Here is a 22,533-nt window from a genome sequence, read left to right as displayed (position 1 = left end):
GAGCGTGCAACGTTTCTCTTGAAGAAGAACCCCCCGCAGTCCGCCGTGCGCCAGAAGGCAGTCGCGGCATGACGGGGGCGGCACGGGAGCCCGTCGCGGCCGCGGTGACGGGCATCGGGCTGGTGACCGCCGCGGGCATCGGCGTGAAGGACACCTGGCACCAGGTCACCACCGCCACCGCCCCCCGCGGTGTGCGGCGGCCCGACGCGCTGCGGGACCTGCCCTGCGACTTCATGTACACCATCGACGACCTCGACATCGACGCCGTGCTCGGAGTGGCGAGCCACCGGTTGATGGACCGCTTCGCACAGCTGGCCGTCGTCGCCGCACGGGAGGCCGTGGCGGACGCGGGGCTCGGCCCGGACGTCTGGGACAGCACCCGGGTCGCGGTGGTCGTCGGCTCGGCCCACGGCGGCCTCGACTTCTACGCCGAGCAGCACGCCACGCTCACCGAGCGCGGCGCCCGCCGGGTGTCGCCGAGGCTCGCGCCGCTGAGCGTGGTCAACGGAGCGGCCGGCAGCGTCGCCAGGGACCTCGGCACGCGCGGCCCGAGCCTCGCGGTGGCCACCGCTTGCTCCTCCGGCACCGACGCGATCGGCACGGCGCTGCACCTGCTGCGCGCCGGGGCCTGCGACATCGCCGTCGCGGGCGGCGCGGAGTCCATGTGCACCCGGGCGGTCTTCGCCGGTACGTGCAACGCGAAGGCGCTGTCCTCCCGCACCGAGGACCCCGCCGGCGCCTGCCGCCCGTTCGACGTCGACAGGGACGGCTTCGTGGTGGGGGAAGGCGCGGGGATGCTGGTCCTGGAGCGCGCGGAACACGCCAGGGCCCGCGGCGCCAGGCCGCGGGCCGCCGTCCGCGGGTACGGGGCCACCACCTCCAGCGAGGCCTCCTCCCCCGTCGCCCCGAGCGAGGCCGGCGTCGAGCTGGCGCTGCGCGCCGCGCTGGCCGACGCCGCGGTGGGCCCGGGCGACATCGGCCACGTCAACGCGCACGGCACCTCCACCGTCATGAACGACCTGGTGGAAGGCGCCGTGCTGCACCGCGTGCTGGGCGAGGGCCCGCTGGTGACCTCCACCAAGTCCATGACCGGGCACACGCTGGGCGCCGCCGGCGGCATCGAGGCGGCCTTCACCGTCCTCGCCCTGGAGGAGCAGCTGGTGCCGGGCACGGTCAATCTCCGCACGCAGGACCCGCGCGTCCCCGTCGAGGTGGCCGGGACGACCAGGAGTGCCCGCCTGGACTGTGCGGTGTCCACCTCGCTCGGCTTCGGCGGGCACAATTCCGTGCTCGTCCTCGCCCGCGCATGAGGCCTTCGCGGGGAGGCGTCACAACGCCGCCTTGTGGATCAGCTCCGCGACGCGGGGCAGCGAGCCGGGGTGCACGGTGAGGAAGAGGTTGGGCTCGACGAGTTCGAGCTCCATGACGTGCGGGCCGCCGTCGGCGCCGTCGACGAGGTCCACGCGCGCGTACAGCAGCTCGGGAGAGCCGGGCACCGCCGCCAACGCCCGCTCGGCGACGTCGAGTTCGGCCTCGGTGGGCTGCCAGGGGCGCAGGTCGGGGTGGGGCGTCTTGGCCGCGTCGTACGCCGTGCCGGGCGTGAGCACCGCGCCCTTCTGGACGGCGTGCAGGAACTGTCCGCCGCAGAAGACGAGAGCGCGCTCGCCGGTGACGTCTATTCGCCGCATGTAGGGCTGCACCATGGCGGTGAAGCCTTCCTCGTGCATGCGGGCCAGGTGCGCCAGTGCGGCCTCCCGCTCGTCCGCGCGGTAGCGGGCGGCGTACCGCGCCCCGGCCCCGGAGGTCGGCTTGACCACGAACTCCCCTCCCACCTCGGGGAGTTCCGCGGCCTCGCCGGGTGCGCGGTAGTACGTCGGGACGACGGGCACGCCGGCCTCGGCGAGCTCGCCGAGGTAGCGCTTGTCGGTGTTCCACCGGACGACGTCCGCGGGGTTGGCGAGCCGGGTGAGCCGGGCGCACCGCTCGGCCCACGCCACGTACTCCGCGGCGCGCCAGCTGTAGTCCCACGTGGACCTGATCACCGCGAGGTCGAACCCGGCCCAGTCGACGTCGGGGTCGTCCCAGCCGACGATGTGGGGCTCGGCTCCGGACTCGCCGAGGGCCCGCGCGAGGGACGGCAGGTCGCGGTCGTGGTCGGGCATCGGCCGAAGGGTGACCAGTGCGATGCGGGGGCTTGCCACGGGGACTCCTTGTTCGTACGCGGTCACAGCCCCCGCAGGCTAACAACCGCGCCCCACGCGCCCCGGAGGACGAGGACGCGTACCCGGCGAGGAGCGATGGCGTGCCCCGGAGGCAAAAGCCGCGCACCGGCCTTGTTCGCCGCCTCCAACATCTGCTTATGATTCAGCGGTGTTCGATTCACGGCACATCAGGACGTTCCACGAGGTGGTCCGGGCCGGTTCGTACTCGGCGGCCGCCCGCTCGCTCGGCTATACGCAGCCGGCGATCACCCAGCAGATGAAGGCTCTCGAGCGGTCCGTCGGCACCCCGCTGTTCACCCGCGTCGGCCGCCGCATGCGGCTCACGGAGGCGGGCGAGGCGCTGTCGCGGCACGCGGGGATCATCCTGGACGACATCTCCGCCGCCCAGCAGCAGATGAACGCGATCACGCGGCTGCGCTCGGGCCGGGTGCGGGTCTGCGCGTTCCCGAGCGCCAACGCGACCCTCATCCCCGAGGCCCTGGCCCGGCTCGCGTCCGGGCACCCGGGCGTGCGCGTGGAGCTCCTGGAGGACGAGCCGCCCGAATCGCTGCGGCGCGTGGTGCGCGGCGAGTGCGACATCACGCTCGCCTTCACCTATCCCGGCCTGCACGACGAGGTGCCGGAGGAGCTGGCGGAGATCCCGCTCCTGGAGGACCAGCTGACCGTGCTGCTGCCCACCGGGCACCGGATGGCCCGCCAGCGGTCGGTCCGGCTCGCCGAGCTGGCGGACGAGCGGTGGATCGCGGGCTGCCCGCGCTGCCGGGCCAACTTCCTGCACGAGTGCGCCGAGCTGGGCTTCGCGCCCGACATCGCCTTCACCACCGACGACAACCTGGTGGTGCAGAGCCTGGTCGCCGAGGGGCTCGGCATCGCGATGATGCCGGGCCTCGTCCTGAACTTCCTCTGCCACCGGAAGGTGACGGGCCGCGCCCTCGACCCCGCGTCGCGGCGCCAGGTGTCGGCGTACGTCCTCAAGGACCATCTGCGGATACCGGCCACCGCCCTGGTCCTCGACGAGCTGCGGACCGTGGCCGCCCACCGCGTCGGCTGCTGATCGTCCGCCCTCTCGTGCCGCGCCGTCCATAAGCGGAAGTTGGGGGGTTGCCAAAAGACTGTCGTTGGACGTGATGGGTCGGCGGCGCGACGCTGCCCGTATGAGCACTCCGACCGCGTACCGGGCCGCCCGGACCACAGAGCGCCTCGACTCCCTCGTCGCCGACGTGCGCGAGGCGGTGGGGCGCGGCCTGCCCCCCGACCTGACCGCGTACCTGGTCGGCGAGCGGCTCGCCCCCCACCTCGGCACCGCCGACCTGCTCACCGACGAGCAGTGCGAGGGCGACCCCGACCACTACCGCCAGCACGTCCTGCACGCCGAGCACGACGGCAGCTTCTCGATCGTGGCGCTGGTCTGGCTGCCGGGGCAGCGGACCTCGGTCCACGACCACGTGTCGTGGTGCGTCACGGGTGTCCACGAGGGCGAGGAGCGCGAGCGCCGCTACCGGCTGGTGCCCGCCGCCGAGAACGGCGGCGCCGCGCGGCTCGTCGCCACGGAGGACGTCGTCAACCCGCAGGGCGCGGTCTGCGGCTTCGCGCCGCCCGGCGACATCCACCGGGTGTGGAACGCCTGCGGCAGCCGCGCGATATCGATCCACATATACGGGGCGGACATCGCCCGCCTGGGCAGCAGCGTCCGCCGGGTGTACGAGCTGCCGGCCGACCGGTAATGGCACTCCTCGGCGAACGCCCGAAGTCCCGTACGCCTCGCGCCACCGCCCCCCTCACCCGCCCGCCCCGCAAGCTGCCCGGCCTGACGCTTGCCGTGCTGGGCGTCGCCGTGGCGTGGGGTGTCCACCAGCTGGTGCCCGGCGTGCCGATGCTCACCGCCGCCGTGGTCCTGGGCATCGTCGCGGCCCATCTGCCGGGCGCCGCGCACGCGTTCGTACGCGGTCCGGGCAAGGCCGGACTGACGTTCGCGGGGAAGCGGCTGATGCGCGTCGGCATCGTGCTGCTCGGCCTGAAGCTGAGCCTGGACGACGTGCTCGGGCTCGGCTGGGCCTCGGTGGCGATGGTGCTCTGCGTCGTCGCGGTGACCTTCTTCGGCACCTGGTGGCTGGGCCGCCGCATGGGGCTGCGCGGCGACCAACCCCTGCTGATCGCCACCGGCTACTCGATATGCGGCGCGTCCGCGATCGGCGCGGTCAGCGAGGTGTCCGAGAGCGACGAGCGGGACACGGCCACGTCGGTGGCCCTGGTGACCCTGTGCGGCACGCTCGCCATCGCCGCACTTCCCCTCCTGCAACACCCGTTGGGGCTCAGCGACGCGGAGTTCGGGCGGTGGGTCGGGGCGAGCGTGCACGACGTGGGGCAGGTGGTGGCGACCGCGCAGACCGCGGGCGCAGGGGCGCTCGGCGACGCGGTCCTGGTCAAGCTGATGCGGGTCGCGCTGCTCGCGCCGCTCGTCGCGGCGGTGGCCCTCTCGGTACGGGCACGCCGACGCGTCCCGGCTTCCGCGGCCGGGACCGCGGGCACCAAGCGGCCGCCCCTCGTGCCGCTCTTCGTCGTCGGCTTCCTCGCCATGGTGGCCCTGCGCACCACCGGCTGGCTGCCCGGCGAGGCACTCGACCTGGCCCACACGACGCAGGAACTCCTCCTGGCCGCCGCCTTGTTCGGCCTGGGCAGCGCGGTCGACCTGCCGTCCCTGACCCGTACCGGTGGCCGAGTGGCAGCGCTCGGGCTCATCTCGTGGGGCGTGATCGCTGGGGTGTCGTACGCGGGTGTGGTGCTGACGTACTGAGGGCCCGGGCTAGGGGCGGGGCAGCGTGACCCGGACGTCGTACAGGCGGGTGATCTGCTGGGGCAGTTCGTTGTCGTCGCTGACGAGCAGCAGGCGGAGTCGGTCGCGGCTCGGGCCGTGCGGGCGGCCCGTCACCGTCATTCCCTCGATGTTGTCGATCAGGGGGTTGTTGCCGGGCGGCAGGTTCGAGGGCGCTCCCAGCGAGGGGCAGTCGGAGAGGTCGGCGAGGAGGGTCTTGCGCAGCGCGCGGGTGCCGGCGCCGAGGTTCTCCACGCCGCTCACGTCATCGGCGCCGCGCGGGTCCGCGACGTACAGCCGTACGTCGATGAGGAAGTCCGGGGTGAACCCCCGCTCCAGGACGAGGAACCTGCCGTCCCCCGTCGCCGCCAGCTCGACGAGTCCCATGCCGGGGTCGACGGGGTACGCGAGCTGTCGGCCGAGCGTGAACCCGGCTCCTGAAGCGGGCCGTTGCCAGGTCTGTACGCGGTTCAGGGTGCGGCCCGCCGCGTCCGTCCCGTCACCCGCCAGCGGGCCCTCCATCCCGGCGACCAGGGTGCGCCCGCCGGGCAGCAGGGTGAGGCTCTCGAAGGTCTGGTTCAGCCGGGCGCGGCCCGCGGGGGCGACCCGCAGGGGCTGCGGCACCGGCAACCGGCCGAGCAGGGCACCGTCCCTGCCGTAGCTGAGGACGGCGGGGCCCCGCTCGTCCGCCACCAGACGGCTGCCGTCGCGCTCCACGGCCAGGCCCTCCGAGTCCAGCGCGGCGCCCGCCTCGTCGGCGAGCGGCATCCGGGCCGTGGCCCGCGGCTGCTTCCCGCGCACGTCGAGCCGGAAGAGGGCCGAGCGGTCGGAGACGGCGCTCACCGAGCCGTCGCGTTCGACGGCGAGCGCGGAGAGGCCGCCGACGAGCCGGCCGTCGACCTCCGCCTTGTTCAGCGCGTCGGAGTACCGGGTGACGGAGACGTTCGGCGAGCAGGAGCCGCCCGCCGGCGTGGCGGCGCGCGCGACGGTCGTGCCCGAGACCAGCAGCGCGGCGCTCGCCGCGAGGCTCACTGTCGTACGGAATCCCATGGGGTGCCCCCTGGCCGGGAGTGTGCGTGACGGGACGTCAGTACAGCAGTATCCGGTGAAGATGCGAACAACTCAGCGCGACGAGGCGGCTCCGACCTCGGCAACGGCCCTCGGCTCGGCCACGGTCGCGGTCGCTGCCTCGGGATAGAAGTCCCGCGCCCTCCCCCGGCGTCCTTCGCCCTGCCCAGCAGCCCCGCCGGATACTCCACGAGCCAGTAGCTCGCCGTCCCGGCCGCCAGCGCCACGAGGACCACGACGAGCACCGCGACCGGGAAGCCGGCCTGCGACGACGGCGGCACCCCCGACGCGTCGAGTTGCAGCAGCACCGGCTCGTGCCAGACGTAGAGGCTGTAGCTGACGAGGCCCACCGACGTGGCCCAGCGGGCCCGCAACAGGCGGTGCCAGCCGAGGCGTTGGCGCTCCCGGGGCCGGATGTGCAGGGCCGCGTACAGGAGGGCGCACCACAGCACGGAGGCGATCGGGTGGTAGAAGGTGTGCGCGAGGTTCTCCGGGGCGGAGAGGTACGACAGCGTGAGCAGGCCGGCCAGTGCCGCGGCCGACAGGGCGGTCGCCCACCGGGCCCGCAGCCTGCCCCGGTCGTCGCCCAGCGCCGTCAGGAGCACCGCGAGGGCCATGCCCGCCGCGAAGCCGCCGAAGCGGGCCTGCGGGCCGAAGTACACGGGCCAGTCGGTGTGCGGCACGCCGAGGACGTAGTGCGCGCAGGAGATCCAGGCGAGCGGCGCCGCGAAGAGGACCGCGCAGCCCGACGCGCACAGCGCCACCCGGGCCCGCCGGGTCCGCAGCTTCCGGCAGGCGCGCACCGCGAGCGGGCCGAGCGCCACGAGGACCAGGTAGAAGGCGACCTCCAGCGACAGCGACCAGCTCGGGCCGAGCGTGTAGAAGATCCGCTCCCGGTCGAAGACGTGCGTGAACGTGAGGTGTTCGACGAGGTCCCGCCAGTCGCCCGGCAGTGTCGGATTGCGCGTCGACCACACGACGAGGACCGCCAGGAAGTACACCGGCAGGATGCGGATCGCGCGCCGGAAGAGGAACACCCGGCCCGGCCTGACCGCGCCCTCCTCGCCGTCGACGGCGGCCCGCGCGTACGACAGCGTGAGCAGGTACGCCGACATCACGAAGAACAGGTCGATCACTTCGAGGGAGAACAGCGCGCCGACGTACGGATTGTCGACCGGTGGGTGCGAGCCCGCCGCGTCGTACGTGTGGTACTGCTGCCAGACGTGGAAGACGACGGTGCTGAGCGCGGCCAGACCGCGGAGGCCCTGGAGTTCGGGCGCGCGCCCGCGGGCCCGCGGCTGTCGACGGCCCGGAGCCGTCGTTCCGGGGGTATCGGGTGTCTCTGGTGTCTCTGGTGTCTCGGGGGCGATGGGCGAGGTCACGAGCCCCCTCCCGGGCCGGCCGGCTCGGCGGCGACGGTGACGGCGGCTGCGGCGCGCGGCGTGACGCGCCACTGCCGGTCGCCGAGCGCCTCCTTCAGGTGGGCGGCGCGCGCCACCATGTTCTTGAAGTGGGTGTAGAAGAACGTCGTCACGAGCAGATAGCGCCAGAACCAGCTCTTGCGGCGCCGGAGTTCGGGCACCGCGAGCCGCCAGGCGAAGGCGGCCTGCACCAGGCCCGCCGACATCGTGACGGCCGCCGCGACCAGGCAGACGGGCACCGCCCAGTCGAGCCGGTCGGCGCCGCCCGCGCGCCACGCGGCGTGCAGCAGGATCGGCAGGATCTGCAGCGTCAGCCACGGCTGGACCTCGCGCCAGCCGAGCAGGACGAAGAGGCCGGCCTTCTGGCGGCGTGTGAACACCGGTGAGCGCAGCCCGCGCCACAGGTGCCTGAGCGAGACCTGCAGCCAGCCCTGCGCCCAGCGCGACCGCTGGTTCCACAGGGGCTTCAGCATCGTGGGGGCGAGCTCGCGCGAGAGGATCGTGCGGTCCGTGGCGATGCGCGCGCCCTCGCCGAGGGCCCGCATCGTGGAGTCGATGTCCTCGGTCAGCATCGAGCCGTGCATCCGCGTCCTGGCCAGCAGGTCGGTGCGCCAGAAGCCGTTGGAGCCGCCGAAGACGCCGAAGCCGTAGAGCCGGGTGCGGCCCGGATGGCTGACCGCGTAGATCGCCTCGAACTCGACGCCCACCAGCTCGGCGACCCACGAGCTCTCGCCGTTGCGTATGACGCAGTGGCCCTGCACCACGTCGTAGCCGTTGGACAGCCAGTCCCAGGCGTGCCGGAAGGCGTCGGCGGCCGGATGGTGGTCGGCGTCGAAGATCCCGACGAACTCGCCGCGCACCCGTGTCACGGCCGCGTTCAGGTTCTGCGCCTTGGACGTGCTGCCCGCCACCGGGAGCAGCACCAGGCGCGGATCGCGCCGCGCGATCTCCCGCAGCGTCTCCTCGACGGGCAGCGGGTGCGGGGTGTTGTACGCGAGGACGATCTCCAGCTCGTTCGGATAGTCGAGGCGCAGGAACGATTCGACGGTGTCGACGATCGTCGCCGCCTCGTTCGGCAGGTACGCCGCGATGACCGCGCTCGCCACCGGGTACGGCTGCCCGGGGGCGGCCGGGCGCTGCTTCGCGTCGAGCGAGAAGAGACATTCGAGGACGATGAGCAGGGCGGACGCGACGAGGCCCGCGACGACCACCCAGTACGCGACGGCCGCCGCGTCCCAGCCCATGGCGTACGCCTGTTGGTACAGGGCGAACGGCACGCCCACGCCGAGGGCCAGCATCAGGACCGGCGAGAGCAGCGGTGTCACCGCGGCGAGCAGGCCGCGCAGGCCGGGGCGCGCCCGGCGGTGCCCGTGCGCGGTGGCGGTCCGCATCCACGGTTCGTAGCGCACGGGCCGCAGGTCGCGGTGGCGCAGCGCCTCCTCTGCGGCGTCCCGCGCGTGTTCGGCGGCACGTGCGCTCGCACCCTCGCCGGTGCAGGCGGACAGCGGGACCCAGCCGACGGCCGGGGTGAGCCGGACGTTCTCGTCGGCGACGACGAACCGGGTGCCCGCGACGGAGGACGCGAACTCCCGCAGGCTCGCAGTCGCCGTCTCCTCGTCGACGCCCGGCATCAGGACGAGGAGGCGGCCTTCGCCGTCCCATCCGAGCCGGTCGCAGACGTTGCCGAGGCGCTCGCCGACCTGGGCGAGCCGTTCGGCGACCTCGCGCCGCACGCGCGGCCCGAGCCGGGTCTCCAGGGCCTCCGTCTCCGCGACGCGGACGACGGCGAGGACACCGCCGCGCCGGGCGGCGGCGGGCCGCTGGAGTTCACGGTCGAGTTCGGCCATGAAGTGCGGCGCCGAGTACAGGCCGGTGCGCGGGTCGAGGAGCAACTGCTCGACGGGGACGGGGACCCGGTGCAGCTTGGCGGCGATGCGGGCGGACAGCTCGTCCGGGTCGGACGCCTCCGACACGCAGTCGTCGGCGCCGTGCCGCAGGAGTTCGGCGACCGTCGCGGGGGCGCGGGCCGCCGTCACCATGACCAGCGGGAGCGCCTGGCCCGCCGGGTCGGCGCGCACCTCCTTGATGACGTCGCGGCCCTGCCTGCGCCCGTCGGGGCCGTCGTCCAGGGCGACGATCGCGTCCGGTGGCGCCTGCCTGACCTGGTGGCGCACCTCACCGGGGACGGCGTGGGTGACCTCGTGGCCGGTGTGGCGGAGGGTGCGGGTGAGCTGTTCCCTGCCGGGTCCGGGGGAACCGACCGCGAGGACGTGGGGGCGGTTGTGGGGGTGGGGTTCGACGTGGGGGTGGGGTTCGACGTGCGGGTGGGGCGGGGCATCGGGATGTTTCAGGGCATCGGACATGAAGGTGGTCAAGGTGGTCCCATCCTGTTCGGATCGTGGGGGGAGGACCGGGTTACAGAACTACTGCTGGCCGACCGGACAGTGACGGACAGCCACATCAGCCTCAGTGATCACTGTGACACCGCACCTTCAGGGGCGTAACACTCTCATTACGCCCCGGTGCAGAGACTGCACATGCTCTGCACGCACCACCCGACGGACTTCGAGGAGTACGACACGTGGATCCCCATCCCCTCTTCCCGGCCCTCAACGCCGCGCGCGGCGAGGCCCTCCGGTTCGGCGACCGCTCACTGACCTACCCCGAACTGGCCTCCGTCGCGGGCTCGTTGGCGCTGCGGCTGCGCGACGAGAGCCGCGTCGCCGTCTGGGCGACCCCGTCCCTGGAGACGGCCGTCGGCGTGGTCGCCGCGCTGCTCGCGGGGGTGCCTGCCGTGCCGCTCAACCCGAAGTCGGGCGACTCCGAGCTCACGCACATCCTGCGCGACAGCATGCCGTCCCTGGTGCTCGCCGAGCCCGGCGTCTCCCTGCCGCCCGCCCTGGCCGGCGTGGACCGGCACGACGTCGACGTACGGCAGGACGGCGCGGCCCACCCAGTAGGCGCGCCCTCCGAACGCCCGGCAGGCACGGCCGTCGAACGCCTGGCAGGCACGGCCGCTGGGCACCCGGCAGACGTGCCCGCCGAACGCCCGGCAGGCGCGGCCGCCGAACACCTGGCAGGCGCGTCCGCCGAACCCGACCCCGAATCCCCCGCCCTGATCGTCTACACCTCCGGCACCACGGGCCCGCCCAAGGGTGCCGTCCTGCCGCGCCGCGCGATCGCCACCACGCTGGACGCCCTGGCGGACGCCTGGCAGTGGACCGGCGACGACGTCCTCGTGCACGGCCTGCCGCTCTTCCACGTGCACGGCCTGATCCTCGGCACGCTCGGCCCGCTGCGGCGCGGCGGCTCCGTGCGGCACCTCGGCCGGTTCGGCACCGAGGGCGTGACGCGCGAGCTCGGCTCCGGGGCGACGATGCTCTTCGGGGTGCCGACGATGTACCACCGGATCGCCGAGGCGCTGCCGGACGACCCGGAGCTGGCGAAGGCGCTGGCCGGGGCGCGGCTCCTGGTGTCCGGCTCGGCGGCGCTCCCGGTCCACGACCACGAGCGCATCGCGGCCGCCACGGGACGGCGCGTCATCGAGCGGTACGGCATGACGGAGACCCTCATGAACACGAGCGTGCGGGCCGACGGGGAGCCCCGCGCGGGCGCGGTCGGCGTACCGCTGCCGGGGGTCGAACTGCGCCTGGTGGACGAGGCGGGCGAGGAGATCGCGGCGCCCGGCCCCGGGGCAGACGGCGGGATCGCGCCGGACGGTGGCCCCGAGGCGGTCGGCGAGATCCAGGTGCGCGGCCCCAACCTGTTCACGGAGTATCTGAACCGCCCGGACGCGACCGCGGCGGCCTTCGCGCCCGGCGGCTGGTTCCGCACCGGCGACATGGCTGTACGGGACGCCGACGGCTATGTGCGCATCGTCGGCCGCAAGGCGACCGACCTCATCAAGAGCGGCGGCTACAAGATCGGCGCGGGTGAGATCGAGAACGCGCTGCTCGAACACGCCGGGGTGCGGGAGGCCGCCGTCACCGGCGAGCCGGACCCCGACCTGGGCGAGCGGATCGTGGCGTGGGTGGTGCCCGCCGACCCCGAGGCGCCGCCGACCGCCGGGGAGTTGGCGGACCATGTGGCGTCGAGCCTGGCCCCGCACAAGCGGCCGCGGGTGGTGCGGTATCTGGAGGCGCTGCCGCGCAACGACATGGGGAAGATCATGAAGCGGGCGCTGGAATCGAGCCACTCCGGCGACTGAGGAGCGAGATTCGGGGTCCGGGGTGGGGCCCGTGTCCGTGAACGACACGGGGTGGGGCCCATGTCCGTGAACGACACGGGCCCCCTCCGCGGGGAGGGGCTACTTCACCCCCACCGCCCGGATGATCTCCTGGGAGACGGCCCCGCCCCGGTCGTCGGAGGCCGACGCCCGCAGGGACACGGACCCGGCGTCACGCGGCACCCTCAACTCTCCTTCCCAGGAAGCCTTCTTGCCGCCCCGGTCCAAGGGAACCTCCGTCCACGTCGCCCCCTCGTCGTACGAGACGGACAGCTTCCCGCCCCCGATGACTCCCGTGTCCGGCGCCCCCTTCACGTACTCCGCGAAGATCCCGACCGGCACGGTCCGCCCGCCCCGCACGTCGCCCGACAGGGACGTGTCCACGTCGAACCCGAGGTTCAGGAGCGGCAGGAACGTCTTCTTGTCCGCCGGCGTCTCCTCGGACCTGAAGGTCCACTCCGCGTGCCCCTTGGTCGCGAGGTGCCACCTCTCGGGGGCGAGCGTCGTGTCGGTCACGACCTTGTACGTCCGCTCCGCTGGATCCGCGTCCCACACGTACACCGCCGAGCTCTTGCGCCGGTCGGCGCTCACTCCGTCCACGAACACCTCGCTGACCTGCGTCATCGAGTCCTCGTTCCAGACGTCGCCGAAGCCGGTGTGGTCGGGGCCCGAGTCGCCCCAGCCGGGCACGTTGAGCGCCAGGTCGTTCCCGCTGCGCGTCTGGCCCCAGCCGAGGCCGGTGCCGAGCCAGGGATGCAGCACCGGCTTGAACCAATTCAACTCCGCGTGCCTGCCGCCCCGGTAGTCGACGAGGCCGCTGCGCTCCTCCAGCGCGCCGGGCCCGGTGGACACGGACTCGTGCCACAGCTGGCCCTTGCCCGTGGACACGTACTCCGTCCGCTCGGCCGGGTAGTCGATCTTCTCCTGGAAGCCGAGGCCGACGGGGAAGGTGTCGGTGACGGAGTAGCGGAACTCGCCGCCCGCCGCGGGCTTCACCGCGTGGAACTTCGTTGCGAGAACCGCCAGTTCGCGCTTCCCGGGCTCGTACGCGAGGTCCTTGGGGACGGCCCCCTCATGCCCCTCGGAGAGGTCGTACACATAGGGGGTGTTGAGGGTGCCGGTGCTCTCGGCCTTCCTGCCCGCCTTCGCCGCGTCGATCAGCCGGGCCCCGTCGGCGGCGTCGACGGTCGCGATCTGGAGGGGCCGGTCGCGGTTGTCGTCGGTGCCGAACCAGGCGTTCAGCCGCCCCGCCCGGCCGTCCGTCACGAACAGCGCGGCCGCGCCCGCGTCCTGCGCGGCCTGACCGAGCCGCTCCGGCGTGACCGCGTCCGTACGGCGCACGACGACGGCCTTGCCACGGACGTCCTTGCCCTCGTACGCGGCCGGGGTGCCGTCGCCCGCGTCCACCAGCGCCCACTTCCGCCGTCCCTCGGCGATCGTCCCGCCGGGCTGGGCGACGGCTTCGCGCAGGCCCTTCACCTCCACGAGGGGCTTCCCGAGCCGCCACACGGTGCGGTACTCGAAGCTGCCCTCGGTGACCTTCTCGGTCGGCGCGGCGAAGACGCTGTCGTACTTCACGGGCACCTGGACGGCGCCCATCAGGTCGGCGCCGCCGGCCTTCCTGTCGTACTCCATCAGCAGCTGCCTGGTCTCGGTGCGCCGGCCGACGTCGGCCGCGATCTCGCGCAGCTTCCGCCCGTCCAGGGTGACCGTGCGGTCCCGGTCGAGGCGGATCTCGGGGTCGGCGAGGAAACCGAGCCCGAGGGAGTCCTCCCCCTTGCTGCCGCGCACGTCGAGGAAGGTCGAGAGGGCGTACGTGCCGGGCTGCAGCCGCAGCTTCAGCGTGCCGGAGTCGCCGACGGCGGCCGGGAACGGCTCGGTACCCCCGGCGAGCCGCTGCACCACGAGGTCGGCGGGGGCGGCGGCGCCGGCACGGTCCTTGACGTGGACGGTCAGCGTGTACCGCTCCTCCTCCTTGACCAGCCCGAACGCGGTGTGCGCGACCTTCTTCCCGCCGACGCTCGCGACGACGGCGCCACTGGTGTTCCCGACGGGCGCCCGCGCGCCGTCGCCGGTGACGGTGGTGGACGCGGTGCCGTGCGCGGGGACGGTGAGGGCGGAGTCGGCAAGCGTGACGACGCCGTCGACGGCGCCTCGGACGTCGAGGCTCAACTCGACTTGCGTGTCAGTCGAGTTCGTATAGGTTACGGTCCTGCCGACCGGCTTGCCTTCGTAGGGCCAGCCGTAGAAGCCGAGGTCGACGCTGCCGGTCGCGGTGACGGGCGAGTCGAGGGCGTCCGGCACGCTGACCCGCCCCGCCCCCAAGTCGTACGCGGATGCGTCGATTTGCCTGGACGTGGACATCAGGGCGTCCTTGAGTCGCGCGCCCGTCCAGTCGGGGTGCCGCTCGGCGAGCAGGGCGGCGACGCCCGCGACGTGCGGCGTGGCCATCGACGTACCGCTCATCTCGGTGTAGAAGCCCTCGCCTTCGGCGAGTTGGGAGCGGGCGGCGAGGATGCCGACGCCGGGTGCCGAGAGGTCGGGCTTGAGCGCGTGGTCACCGGCGCGCGGGCCCCGGCTCGTGAAGTACGCGGCCTCGTCGGCGGAGTCGACGGCGCCGACGGTCAGCGCAGCGTCGGCGGCGCCGGGCGAGCCGATGGAAGAGGGCGCGCCGGTGTTCCCGGCCGCGACAATGAAGAGGGCGCCAGTCTCCTCGGAGAGAGAATTCACGGCGGCGGCCATCGGGTCGGTGCCGTCACTGGCCTCCTGCGAGCCGAGGCTCATGGACACGATCGTGGCGTCGACGTCCTTCGCCGCCCACTCCATGCCCGCGATGATCTCGGACTCGCTGCCGAAGCCCTCGTCGCTGAGCACCTTGCCGACGGCGAGCGAGGCGCCGGGCGCGACGCCCTTCTCCTTGCCGCCGTCGGACGCGGCGCCGCTCCCGCCGACGGTGGAGGCGACATGCGTCCCGTGCCCGTTGCGGTCGGCGACCTCCTCGCCGGGTATGAAACTCCTGGACTCCGCGACGCGCCCCTTCAGATCCGGGTGCCCGGCGTCGAAGCCGGTGTCCAGGACGGCGACCTTGACGCCCTTGCCGGTGAGCCCGGCTTCCCAGGCCTTCGGGGTGCCGATCTGCGCATTGCTCTGCGCCAGGTCCGCGTGGACGCGCCCGTCGAGCCACACCTTGTCGATGCGGGACGCCTTTGACGTCTTCGCCGCCTTCTCGCGCAGGGAACGCCACAGTGTGCCGGGCTGCTCCGCGGTGACGGCGAAGCCCTCGACGCTCTCCAGGGAGCGCACTTTCTCGACCCCACGCGGCAGCGCGCGGGCGCCCCGCGCCTTCTTGTCGTAGGTGACGATGAGGGGCAGCCCGCCACCGGTCTTTCCCGAGGTTGTGGACGCGAGCCCCTGCCGGATCAGCCCGGTCACGTCGAACAGCCGCTCGTCGAGGACACCGGAGCGCAGATACGGCCGCGCCTCGTCCGGTACGACGGTGAGGTGCCCGCCCGCCAGCTGACTGCGCACCGCCCCGCTCGCCCCGGCGGGCCGGTCGACGGTGACGGCCTGCCGACCGCCGGGGAGCCGGGTGACGGTGACCTTGTCCCCTGTGATGAGGGTGACGGTGTGGCCGGGGGTGGGGGCGACCCCTCTCTCAGGGGCACCGGCGGCCTTGGCGCCGTCACCGGCCACGGCGCCGCCCTGCCCGGCGGGAAGCAGGACGAACGCGAGACCGGCGGCGGCCACGAGCACGGCTCTTCGCCGCACCGGAGCGCCGCTCCGCACGGGGGCTCTGCGCCACACGAGGGCTCTGGTCATGGGGCTGCCTCTCTTCGTCGGACCCGGGCGGGGGTGGTACCCGAGTGCTGCGAGAAGTGTCAGCGTCCTTGTGGTGCAGGGGAGTTGACGTGACGTGGCGGGAAGCCGCCAGGGCACGTATCCGCCAGTTGCCCGTGAGACCCCGAACACCACCCGTGCGGCGGCACCCCGCCCGGCTCAACCCAGCGCGCGAGCCGCGCGCGTGCGCCGCACGATGCGAGACAGGACCGCCGTCCGGCGGGCCGTACGGTCTGCGCTCTCGGGAGGACCTGCCATGACCGTCAGTCTGGAGCAGTTGCGCCGCTGCCACATCGCCGTCGACATGGGTGCCGCGAGGACCCGGGTGTTCGTGAAGGGAGCCGGGCTCGTCGTCGACGAGCCGAGCGCCGCCGCGGTGAACACCCGGACCGGCGCGCTCATCGCGGTCGGCCAGTTCGCCGAGCAGATGACGGGACGTACGCCCGGCTACATCCGCGTGGTCCGCCCCGTCTCCGGCGGCACCGTCGTCGACATCGAGATGGCCCAGCGCATGCTGCGGCACCTGCTCGGCGAGAAGCTCCGCCGCACCCTGCGCCGCAAGCCCCGGCTGCGCGCCGCCGCCTGCACCCCGCACGACGCGGACCCGCTGGCGCAGCGCGCCGCCGTGGAAACGATGGTCGGGCTCGGCGCCCGCCGTGTGGAGCTGGTGGACACCCTCATCGCGGCGGCCGTCGGCTGCGGCCTGCCCGTGGAGCGCCCCGAGGCGACGATGATCCTCGTCTGCGGCGCCGCCACCACCCAGGTCGCGGTCCTCTCGCTCGGCTCGATCGTGACCGCGGAGCGCGTTCCCGTGGGCGGTGAGGCCATCGACAACGCGATCGTGCAGCACCTGCGCCACCAGCACGAACTGATGCTGCCCTCCCAGTCCGTACGCCCCCTCCAGCTCGCCCTGCGCGGCAACGGCCTCACCCCGCAGGGGCCCGAGTCCACGGAGATCCACGGCAGGGACGTCGCGACGGGCGTGGCCCGATCGGTCCAGGTGGACACGGCCGCGGTCCGCGAGGCGATCCACACCCCGCTCACCGCCGTCCTCGACGGCATCGGCAAGGTGCTGCGCGACTGCCCGCCGGACCTGGTGGCCGACCTCGCGGACCGCGGGATCATGCTGGTGGGCGGCAGCGCGCTCCTCCCCGGCCTCGACCAGATGCTGCGGGACGCGACCGGAATGCCGGTACATATCGCGGAACGCCCGGATGTGTGCGCCGTCATGGGACTTGGTGCGATGCTGGAGGGCAAGATCCAGCCGCTGGTCCTGGACCCGCTGTCCGGCTGACGGGCAAGGACCCCCACCGCCACGGCACCGCCGGCGAGCACGGAGTACGGAGTACGTCGTACGTGACCGAGGAGACGCCCGAAGGAGCGGACGGGCCGCCGCCTTCGCCGCTGCAGCCGATCCTGGAGGCGGTCCTCAGCGTCGGCACGGACCTCGAACTGCGCGCGACGCTCCAGCACATCGTGGACAGCGCGGCGCGGCTGACCGGGGCGGGCCTCGGCACGCTCTCCGTCGACGTCTCCGCCGGTCACGAGGGGTCGGCGGAACTGTTCGTGGCGGGCGGCCCCGGCCGGTTCCCCGACGGCGTGCCGACGGTGCGCCCGGAGGCGGACGAGGACGGCACCGCCGTCCGCGTGCCGATCCACGTCCACGACGAGCCCTTCGGCACGCTGCTGCTCGCCCGCAAGGCGGGCGGCGGCCCCTTCACCGACGAGGACCGCCAGCTCCTGCGGATCCTGGCGAGCCAGGCGGGCATCTCCATCGGCAACGCCCGCCTGTTCGAGGCGGCCCGCCAGCGGGAGCGCTGGATCGAGGGCGCCGCGGCCGTCACCACGGCCCTCCTCACCGGCGAGACCGCACCGGATGCACTGATGACGGTCGCCGACCGGGCAAGGATCCTCGCGGGCGCGGCGGCAGGCGTGATCCTGCAGCCCACAAAGGCAGGCGGCATGCGCATCGTCGCAGCCGCCACGGACGGCGAGCCCCACGGCTGGGGCGCCTCGGCCTCGTCCTCGGCACAGGAACGCGCCGGGGGCGGCCGCGGGGCGGGCGGCGCGATGCCGGGCGGGGGGACAGCGGCCCTTGCGCCCGCTCCACACTCCCACCCCAACGACCTCATCGGCACCACCATCGAGCCCGGTAGTGCCGTGCTCACGCAGCTCCTCGGGGGTGAGCCGGTGTTCATCGAGGACTCGGCCACCGACCCGCGCATGACGACGCACGTGCGGGCCCGTTTCGGGCCCAGCATGATGCTGCCGCTGCAGGCGGGCGGCCGGCTCATCGGCACGCTCGCGCTGCCCCGCCGCCGCGGCGCGCCCGCCTACACCTCCGCCGAGCGGCTCCTCGCCACGCAGTTCGCCTCGCAGGCCGCGGTCGCCCTCGTACTGGCCGACGCCCAGCAGGGCCGGGAGCGCCTCGCGGTCTTCGAGGACCGCGACCGCATCGCCCGCGACCTGCACGACCTCGTCGTCCAGCGCCTCTTCGCCACCGGCATGATGCTGGAGTCGACCCGCCGCAGGGCCCGGTCGACCCCGGTCGAGTCCACCCTCGACCACGCCGTCGACGAGCTGGAATCCACCATCCAGGAGGTCCGTACGGCGATCTTCGCGCTCCAGCAGCCACCCGCCGACGCCCCGGCGACCTTCCGCGGCAAGGTCCTGCGCGAGACGGCGGGCGCCGCCGCGGTCCTCGGCATCCAGCCGTCGGTGCACTTCGCCGGCGCCGTCGACACCCGCGTCACCGACCCGGCGGCCGGCCACCTGCTGGCCGCCCTCCGCCGCTCCCTCGCCGCCACCTCCCGCCGCACCGGCGTCACCCGCGTCGACGTGACGGTCGACGCGCGGGCGACGCTTCCCGACGGCCGCGAGGGCGTGCGCCTGACGGTTTACGACGGCGGGGACACGGACGGCGTGGAGGCGGGGACGACGGTGACGTGGCAGGCACCGCTGTAGCCCGATCGCCCCACGGCAGGCACCGCTGTAACCAGACGGCCCCACGGCAGACCCCTCCACCTCCACACGCAGCAAGCCCCCCTCAGAGCGCCACCACGGACACCTCCGTCGCCTTCACGCTCGTCCACACCTCCACCCCGTCCGCCAGCCCCAGCTCCAGGGCCGCCTGCGGAGTGATCTCGGCGACCAGGTCCGGCGCCGCACGCGAGGTGATGAGGACGCGAAGCCGGCTCCCGGCGGCGGTGATCTCCCGTACCGTCCCGGGCCAGACGTTGCGAGGGCTGCCCGTCGGCTTCTCACGGTGCACGGACACGGCCTCCGGCGCGATGACCGCGAGCGCCCGCGCCCCGGCCGGCGGCGGATCGGCGACGACCAGCCGCCCCTCCCCCGCCAGCGCGAGCGCCCCGTCGGCGGTCGCCGTGCCGGGCCAGGCGTTGCGGCCGAGCATGCGGGCCACCCAGGGCGAACGCGGGTGCCGGGTCACCTCGGCGGGCGGCGCGTCCTGCAACGTACGCCCCTCGTCGAGCACGAGGACCCGGTCGGCCAGCGAGACCGCCTCGACGGGGTCGTGCGTGACGATGAGGCAGACCCCGCCGAACCCGTCGAGGTGGCGGCGCAGGGTGTGGCGGACGTGGGCGCGGGTGGTCTGGTCGAGCGCGGCGAGCGGTTCGTCGAGGAGCAGCAGCCGGGGCCTGGCCGCCAGCGCCCGCGCCAGCGCGACCCGCTGGGCCTGCCCGCCGGAGAGCTGGGCGGGCCTGCGGTGCGCGAGGTGCCCGACGCCGAGCCGGTCGAGCCAGGCTTGCGCCTCGCGGCGGGCCCCGGCACGCCGGACGCCCTGCGCGCGCAGCCCGTATGCGGTGTTGCCGAGCGCGGTCAGATGCGGGAAGAGCGCGCCCTCCTGGGGCACCCACGCGACCCCGCGCCGATGCGGCGGCAGCGCGGTGACGTCACGCTCGCCGAGCCGCAGGCGTGCGTGGGCGCGCGGGGTGAGGCCGAGAAGGGCGCGCAGGAGCGTGGTCTTGCCCGCGCCGTTCGGCCCGACGACGGCGATGGTGGTGCCGGGTTCGGCGTCGAGGGTGAGCTGGTTGTGACCGGTGACGTCGGCGTGCAGGCTCCACTTCTCGGAGGCAACGGGCTCGACGGGGCCACCACCGTCCGCCTTGGCACCATCCGCATCGGCACCATCCGCATCGGCACCGTCCCCCTCGGCCGAACCCGTGGGATCGTCACCGTGCGCCGCCGACTCGTCCGCGCCCGGGCCACGGGATGCCCGCACGGAGGCCCCCGCCGTCCACCGCCCCCGCAGCCCGACGAGCACCGCCATCGCGATGGCGAGCAGCAGCAGCGACAGGGAGGTCGCGGCCTCCGGCGAGTCCTGGAGCAGCAGATACACCTGGAGCGGCAGGGTCTGCGTGGTCCCCGGCAGATTGCCCGCGAAGGTGATGGTGGCCCCGAACTCACCGAGCGCCCGCGCCCAGGTCAGCGCGGCCCCGGCGGCGAGCCCGGGGGCGACCATCGGCAGGGTGACGGTGAGGAACACCCGTACCGGAGAGGCACCGAGCGACGCCGCGGTCTCCTCGAAGCCGGGCCGCAATCCGCCCAGCGCGCCTTCCAGGCTGATGACGAGGAAGGGCATGGCGACGAATGTCGCCGCGACCACCGCACCCGACGTGTGGAAGGGCAGCACGATCCCGAAGGTGTCCTCCAGCCACGGCCCGAGCAGCCCGCGCCGCCCGAATCCGAGGAGCAGCGCGACACCGCCGACGGTCGGCGGCAGCACCATGGGCAGCAGCACGAGGGACCGTACGAACGCCTTGCCCCGGAACTCGACGCGCGCAAGGAGCCAGGCCAGCGGCACCCCGAGCAGCAGCGAGAGCCCGAGGGCCCAGAAGGACACGATCAGCGAGAGCTTCAGGGCCTCGGTGACCCCGGGAGCCGTCAGATGACTCCCGAGGTCGCCCCACTCGGTCCGGGCGAGGATGCCGACGAGCGGCATCAGCAGGAACGCGACGGCGAGCAGCGCGGGAAGGGCCAGCGTGAGCGGCGGACGGCCACGCGCCCGCATACGACTGCCGGTGCGGTCGCCGGTGCCGGTGCGGGCACGGAGACCGGTGCGGGTGCGGAGACCGGTGCGGAGGCGGGTCACGGCTTCTGGAAACCGGCGTCCCGCAGCATCTTCTGCGCTTCGGGCGTGCTGAGCCACTTCACGAAGGCGGCAGCCGCCTCCCCGTGCTCGGACCCCTTGAGGGTCGCGGCCGGATAGGAGGCGACGGCGTTCTGCGCGTCGGGAATCTCGACGGCGTCGACCTTGCCAGGCGCGGTGGCGGCGTCGGTCCGGTACACGATCCCGGCATCGGCCTCGCCCAGCTCGACCTTGCTGAGCACGGAGCGTACGTTCGCCTCCTTGGAGACCGGCTTCACGTCGACGCCCTGCTGGTCGAGAACCTGCTTGCTGTACCGCCCGACGGGCACGGTGTCATCGGCGAGCACCACCTTCAGCTTGCTGTCGCCGAGATCTTTCAGCCCCTTCACCTTCTCCGGATTGCCCTCACGGGTGGCGATGACGAGCCGGTTCTTGGCGATGACGGTGGGCTTGCCGGTCTCCCCCTTCAGCCCGTCCATGGTCTTGGTGTCGGCGGTGACCAGCACATCAGCAGGTGCCCCTTGCTTGACCTGCGCGGCGAGCTCCTGCGACCCGGCAGCGGAAACGGTGATCTTCGTCCCCGGGTGCTCCTTCTCGTACGCCTTCTCGGCAGTGGCGAAGACATCGGTGAGGGAGGAGGCGGCAAGCACGGTGAGGCTCACGTCCTTCCCTCCACTGTCCTTCTCACTCTCACTGTCGTCGTCATTCCCGCAGGCGGCGAGCGGAACGAGCAGGGCGGCGGTGGCGGCAGCGGCGACGGTACGACGGACGGTGCGGCCGGAGAACTTCGGGGACATGGCACGGCTCCTAGCGGACGACGAACACAGACAAAGCGACGCGCTCAGACACAAACTCACTCAGACACGGACGCGCCCAGACACGGCCGCGACCACGCACGGACTCACTCACGCACGGACGCACTCACGCACGATCGATATGCACGCTGGTGGACTTGACCCGAGCAGTGGCCTCCACGCCCACCTCCAGGCCGAGCTCCTCCACGGCCTCCCGGGTCAGCAACGAGACCAGCCGGTGCGGCCCGGCCTGGATCTCGACCTGCGCGGCGACGTCACCGAGCTTCACGGCGGTGACGATCCCGGGAAAGGCGTTACGCGCGGAGGTGTACGGAACGTCCTCCTCCCCGCCACCACCGGCCTGCCCGACCTCGACGGAGAAGGCGGCAAGATCCCGCCCGTCGATGAGCCGCCGCCCACCCTCGTCCCGATGCGTGGCGACCCGCCCGGCATCGGCCCAGCGGCGAGCGGTATCGGGACTGACCCCGAGCAGACGGGCGGCCTGCCCGATTGTGTAGGACTGCATATGCGACAAGATAAGCGCGATCGCCTCGCATTTGTAAAAGTTGAGGCACTTCTCCATGGCAACTGCGCCTACACACTCCACGTCCTGGAGGAACCTCCAAGAAACCCGATCACTCAGGCCCCAGCAGCCATTACGGCCCATAAGAGGCGTGGTGCGGCGTCTGAGCCGGGCTTGCAGGTGACGGTGGCCGGCCAGGGCCGAGATCCTCGCCGAAGTTCGCCGTCTGGGCGGGGAGGCAGCAGGGGCGGGCCGGGGGTGGTTGCTTCGAGGGGCGATCTCAGGAGAGGGCGTTGAGGCCACGGGGTGGCCGCGTACGAGACGTCGTCGTGGTCAAGGAACTCCTCGGCCACACCCACATCGGCCTCACCGCCGGTGTCTATGCCCACGTCCGACTCCGCCTCCAGCGCGGCGCCATCGACACCCTCAGTCCCACGCTCGGCAGCTCGGAGACCACCGGCACGGGCTGCGGGCACGGCGACGCCCCGCCGCCTCGTGGCACCTCGTCCGCTGACGTTGACGTC

The 22,533-nt window shown here is 73.4% G+C and carries 15 protein-coding genes and 1 pseudogene; 8 read left to right on the top strand and 8 right to left on the bottom strand.

Annotated elements, in window-relative coordinates:
• Positions 1-68: 68 nt before the first annotated feature.
• Positions 69-1,310: a beta-ketoacyl-[acyl-carrier-protein] synthase family protein gene (locus ACZ7LU_RS32215; RefSeq protein ID WP_471918737.1), complete on the top strand. Its 1,242-nt coding sequence runs from the start codon at positions 69-71 to the stop codon at positions 1,308-1,310.
• 18 nt (positions 1,311-1,328) lie between these two features.
• Here the strand turns inward: ACZ7LU_RS32215 and ACZ7LU_RS32210 are convergent, their stop codons facing one another.
• Positions 1,329-2,162 carry an ATP-grasp domain-containing protein gene (locus ACZ7LU_RS32210; protein WP_471918848.1) on the bottom strand — a complete coding sequence of 278 codons (834 nt, stop codon included), beginning with the start codon at positions 2,160-2,162 and terminating at the stop codon, positions 1,329-1,331.
• Positions 2,163-2,370: 208 nt separating this feature from the next.
• Here ACZ7LU_RS32210 and ACZ7LU_RS32205 point away from each other — a divergent pair, with 208 nt between their 5' ends.
• From ACZ7LU_RS32205 to ACZ7LU_RS32195, 3 genes are all read left to right on the top strand, one after another.
• The gene (locus tag ACZ7LU_RS32205) at positions 2,371-3,276 is read left to right on the top strand and encodes a LysR family transcriptional regulator (RefSeq protein WP_398297419.1); all 906 of its coding nucleotides are present in this window, start codon (positions 2,371-2,373) and stop codon (positions 3,274-3,276) included.
• A gap of 100 nt (positions 3,277-3,376) precedes the next feature.
• Positions 3,377-3,946, top strand: a complete 570-nt coding sequence (locus ACZ7LU_RS32200; protein WP_468556338.1) for a cysteine dioxygenase family protein — start codon at positions 3,377-3,379, stop codon at positions 3,944-3,946.
• On the top strand, positions 3,946-5,016 hold the full coding sequence (locus tag ACZ7LU_RS32195) for a YeiH family protein (protein ID WP_471918736.1): 1,071 nt from the start codon (positions 3,946-3,948) through the stop codon (positions 5,014-5,016). Before ACZ7LU_RS32200 ends, ACZ7LU_RS32195 begins: the two co-directional genes overlap by 1 nt.
• Positions 5,017-5,025: 9 nt before the next feature.
• Here the strand turns inward: ACZ7LU_RS32195 and ACZ7LU_RS32190 are convergent, their stop codons facing one another.
• Genes ACZ7LU_RS32190 through ACZ7LU_RS32180 form a run of 3 tightly spaced genes read right to left on the bottom strand, consistent with a single transcriptional unit; the run spans position 5,026 to position 9,886 of the window.
• Positions 5,026-6,084, bottom strand: coding sequence for an esterase-like activity of phytase family protein (locus ACZ7LU_RS32190; protein WP_471918735.1), 1,059 nt, complete (start codon positions 6,082-6,084; stop codon positions 5,026-5,028).
• Positions 6,063-7,484, bottom strand: coding sequence for an acyltransferase family protein (locus ACZ7LU_RS32185; protein WP_471918734.1), 1,422 nt, complete (start codon positions 7,482-7,484; stop codon positions 6,063-6,065). The genes ACZ7LU_RS32190 and ACZ7LU_RS32185 overlap by 22 nt, the downstream gene beginning before the upstream one ends.
• Positions 7,481-9,886, bottom strand: a complete 2,406-nt coding sequence (locus ACZ7LU_RS32180) for a glycosyltransferase (RefSeq protein ID WP_471918733.1) — start codon at positions 9,884-9,886, stop codon at positions 7,481-7,483. Before ACZ7LU_RS32180 ends, ACZ7LU_RS32185 begins: the two co-directional genes overlap by 4 nt.
• 218 nt (positions 9,887-10,104) lie before the next feature.
• Between ACZ7LU_RS32180 and ACZ7LU_RS32175 the strand changes: the two genes are divergently transcribed.
• Positions 10,105-11,730, top strand: a complete 1,626-nt coding sequence (locus ACZ7LU_RS32175; RefSeq protein ID WP_471918732.1) for an acyl-CoA synthetase — start codon at positions 10,105-10,107, stop codon at positions 11,728-11,730.
• A gap of 99 nt (positions 11,731-11,829) precedes the next feature.
• Here the strand turns inward: ACZ7LU_RS32175 and ACZ7LU_RS32170 are convergent, their stop codons facing one another.
• Positions 11,830-15,567 carry a S8 family serine peptidase gene (locus ACZ7LU_RS32170; protein WP_471918731.1) on the bottom strand — a complete coding sequence of 1,246 codons (3,738 nt, stop codon included), beginning with the start codon at positions 15,565-15,567 and terminating at the stop codon, positions 11,830-11,832.
• 274 nt (positions 15,568-15,841) lie between these two features.
• Here ACZ7LU_RS32170 and ACZ7LU_RS32165 point away from each other — a divergent pair, with 274 nt between their 5' ends.
• Positions 15,842-16,879: a rod shape-determining protein gene (locus ACZ7LU_RS32165; RefSeq protein ID WP_398297438.1), complete on the top strand. Its 1,038-nt coding sequence runs from the start codon at positions 15,842-15,844 to the stop codon at positions 16,877-16,879.
• Positions 16,880-16,941: 62 nt separating this feature from the next.
• A complete protein-coding gene (locus ACZ7LU_RS32160; RefSeq protein WP_471918730.1) occupies positions 16,942-18,549 on the top strand; it encodes a sensor histidine kinase in 1,608 nt (535 codons plus the stop codon).
• 82 nt (positions 18,550-18,631) lie between these two features.
• Here ACZ7LU_RS32160 and ACZ7LU_RS32155 read toward each other — a convergent pair whose 3' ends face one another.
• The 3 genes from ACZ7LU_RS32155 to ACZ7LU_RS32145 form a co-directional block, all read right to left on the bottom strand.
• Complete coding sequence (locus ACZ7LU_RS32155; protein WP_471918847.1) at positions 18,632-20,614, bottom strand: ABC transporter permease; 1,983 nt, start codon at positions 20,612-20,614, stop codon at positions 18,632-18,634.
• Between the two features lie 77 nt (positions 20,615-20,691).
• Positions 20,692-21,489: a molybdate ABC transporter substrate-binding protein gene (modA, locus tag ACZ7LU_RS32150; protein WP_471918729.1), complete on the bottom strand. Its 798-nt coding sequence runs from the start codon at positions 21,487-21,489 to the stop codon at positions 20,692-20,694.
• Positions 21,490-21,613: 124 nt separating this feature from the next.
• A complete protein-coding gene (locus ACZ7LU_RS32145; RefSeq protein WP_398298488.1) occupies positions 21,614-22,012 on the bottom strand; it encodes a molybdopterin-binding protein in 399 nt (132 codons plus the stop codon).
• A 317-nt stretch (positions 22,013-22,329) separates the two neighbouring features.
• Here ACZ7LU_RS32145 and ACZ7LU_RS32140 point away from each other — a divergent pair.
• Positions 22,330-22,461 (top strand): annotated as a pseudogene (locus ACZ7LU_RS32140) (site-specific integrase); the annotation flags it as partial.
• Between the last annotated feature and the right edge of the window lie 72 nt (positions 22,462-22,533).

Source organism: Streptomyces sp. NPDC039462 (assembly GCF_055639375.1).
The sequence above is the reverse complement of the archived record's forward strand: the minus strand, read 5'-3'. Positions and strand labels throughout refer to the sequence as shown.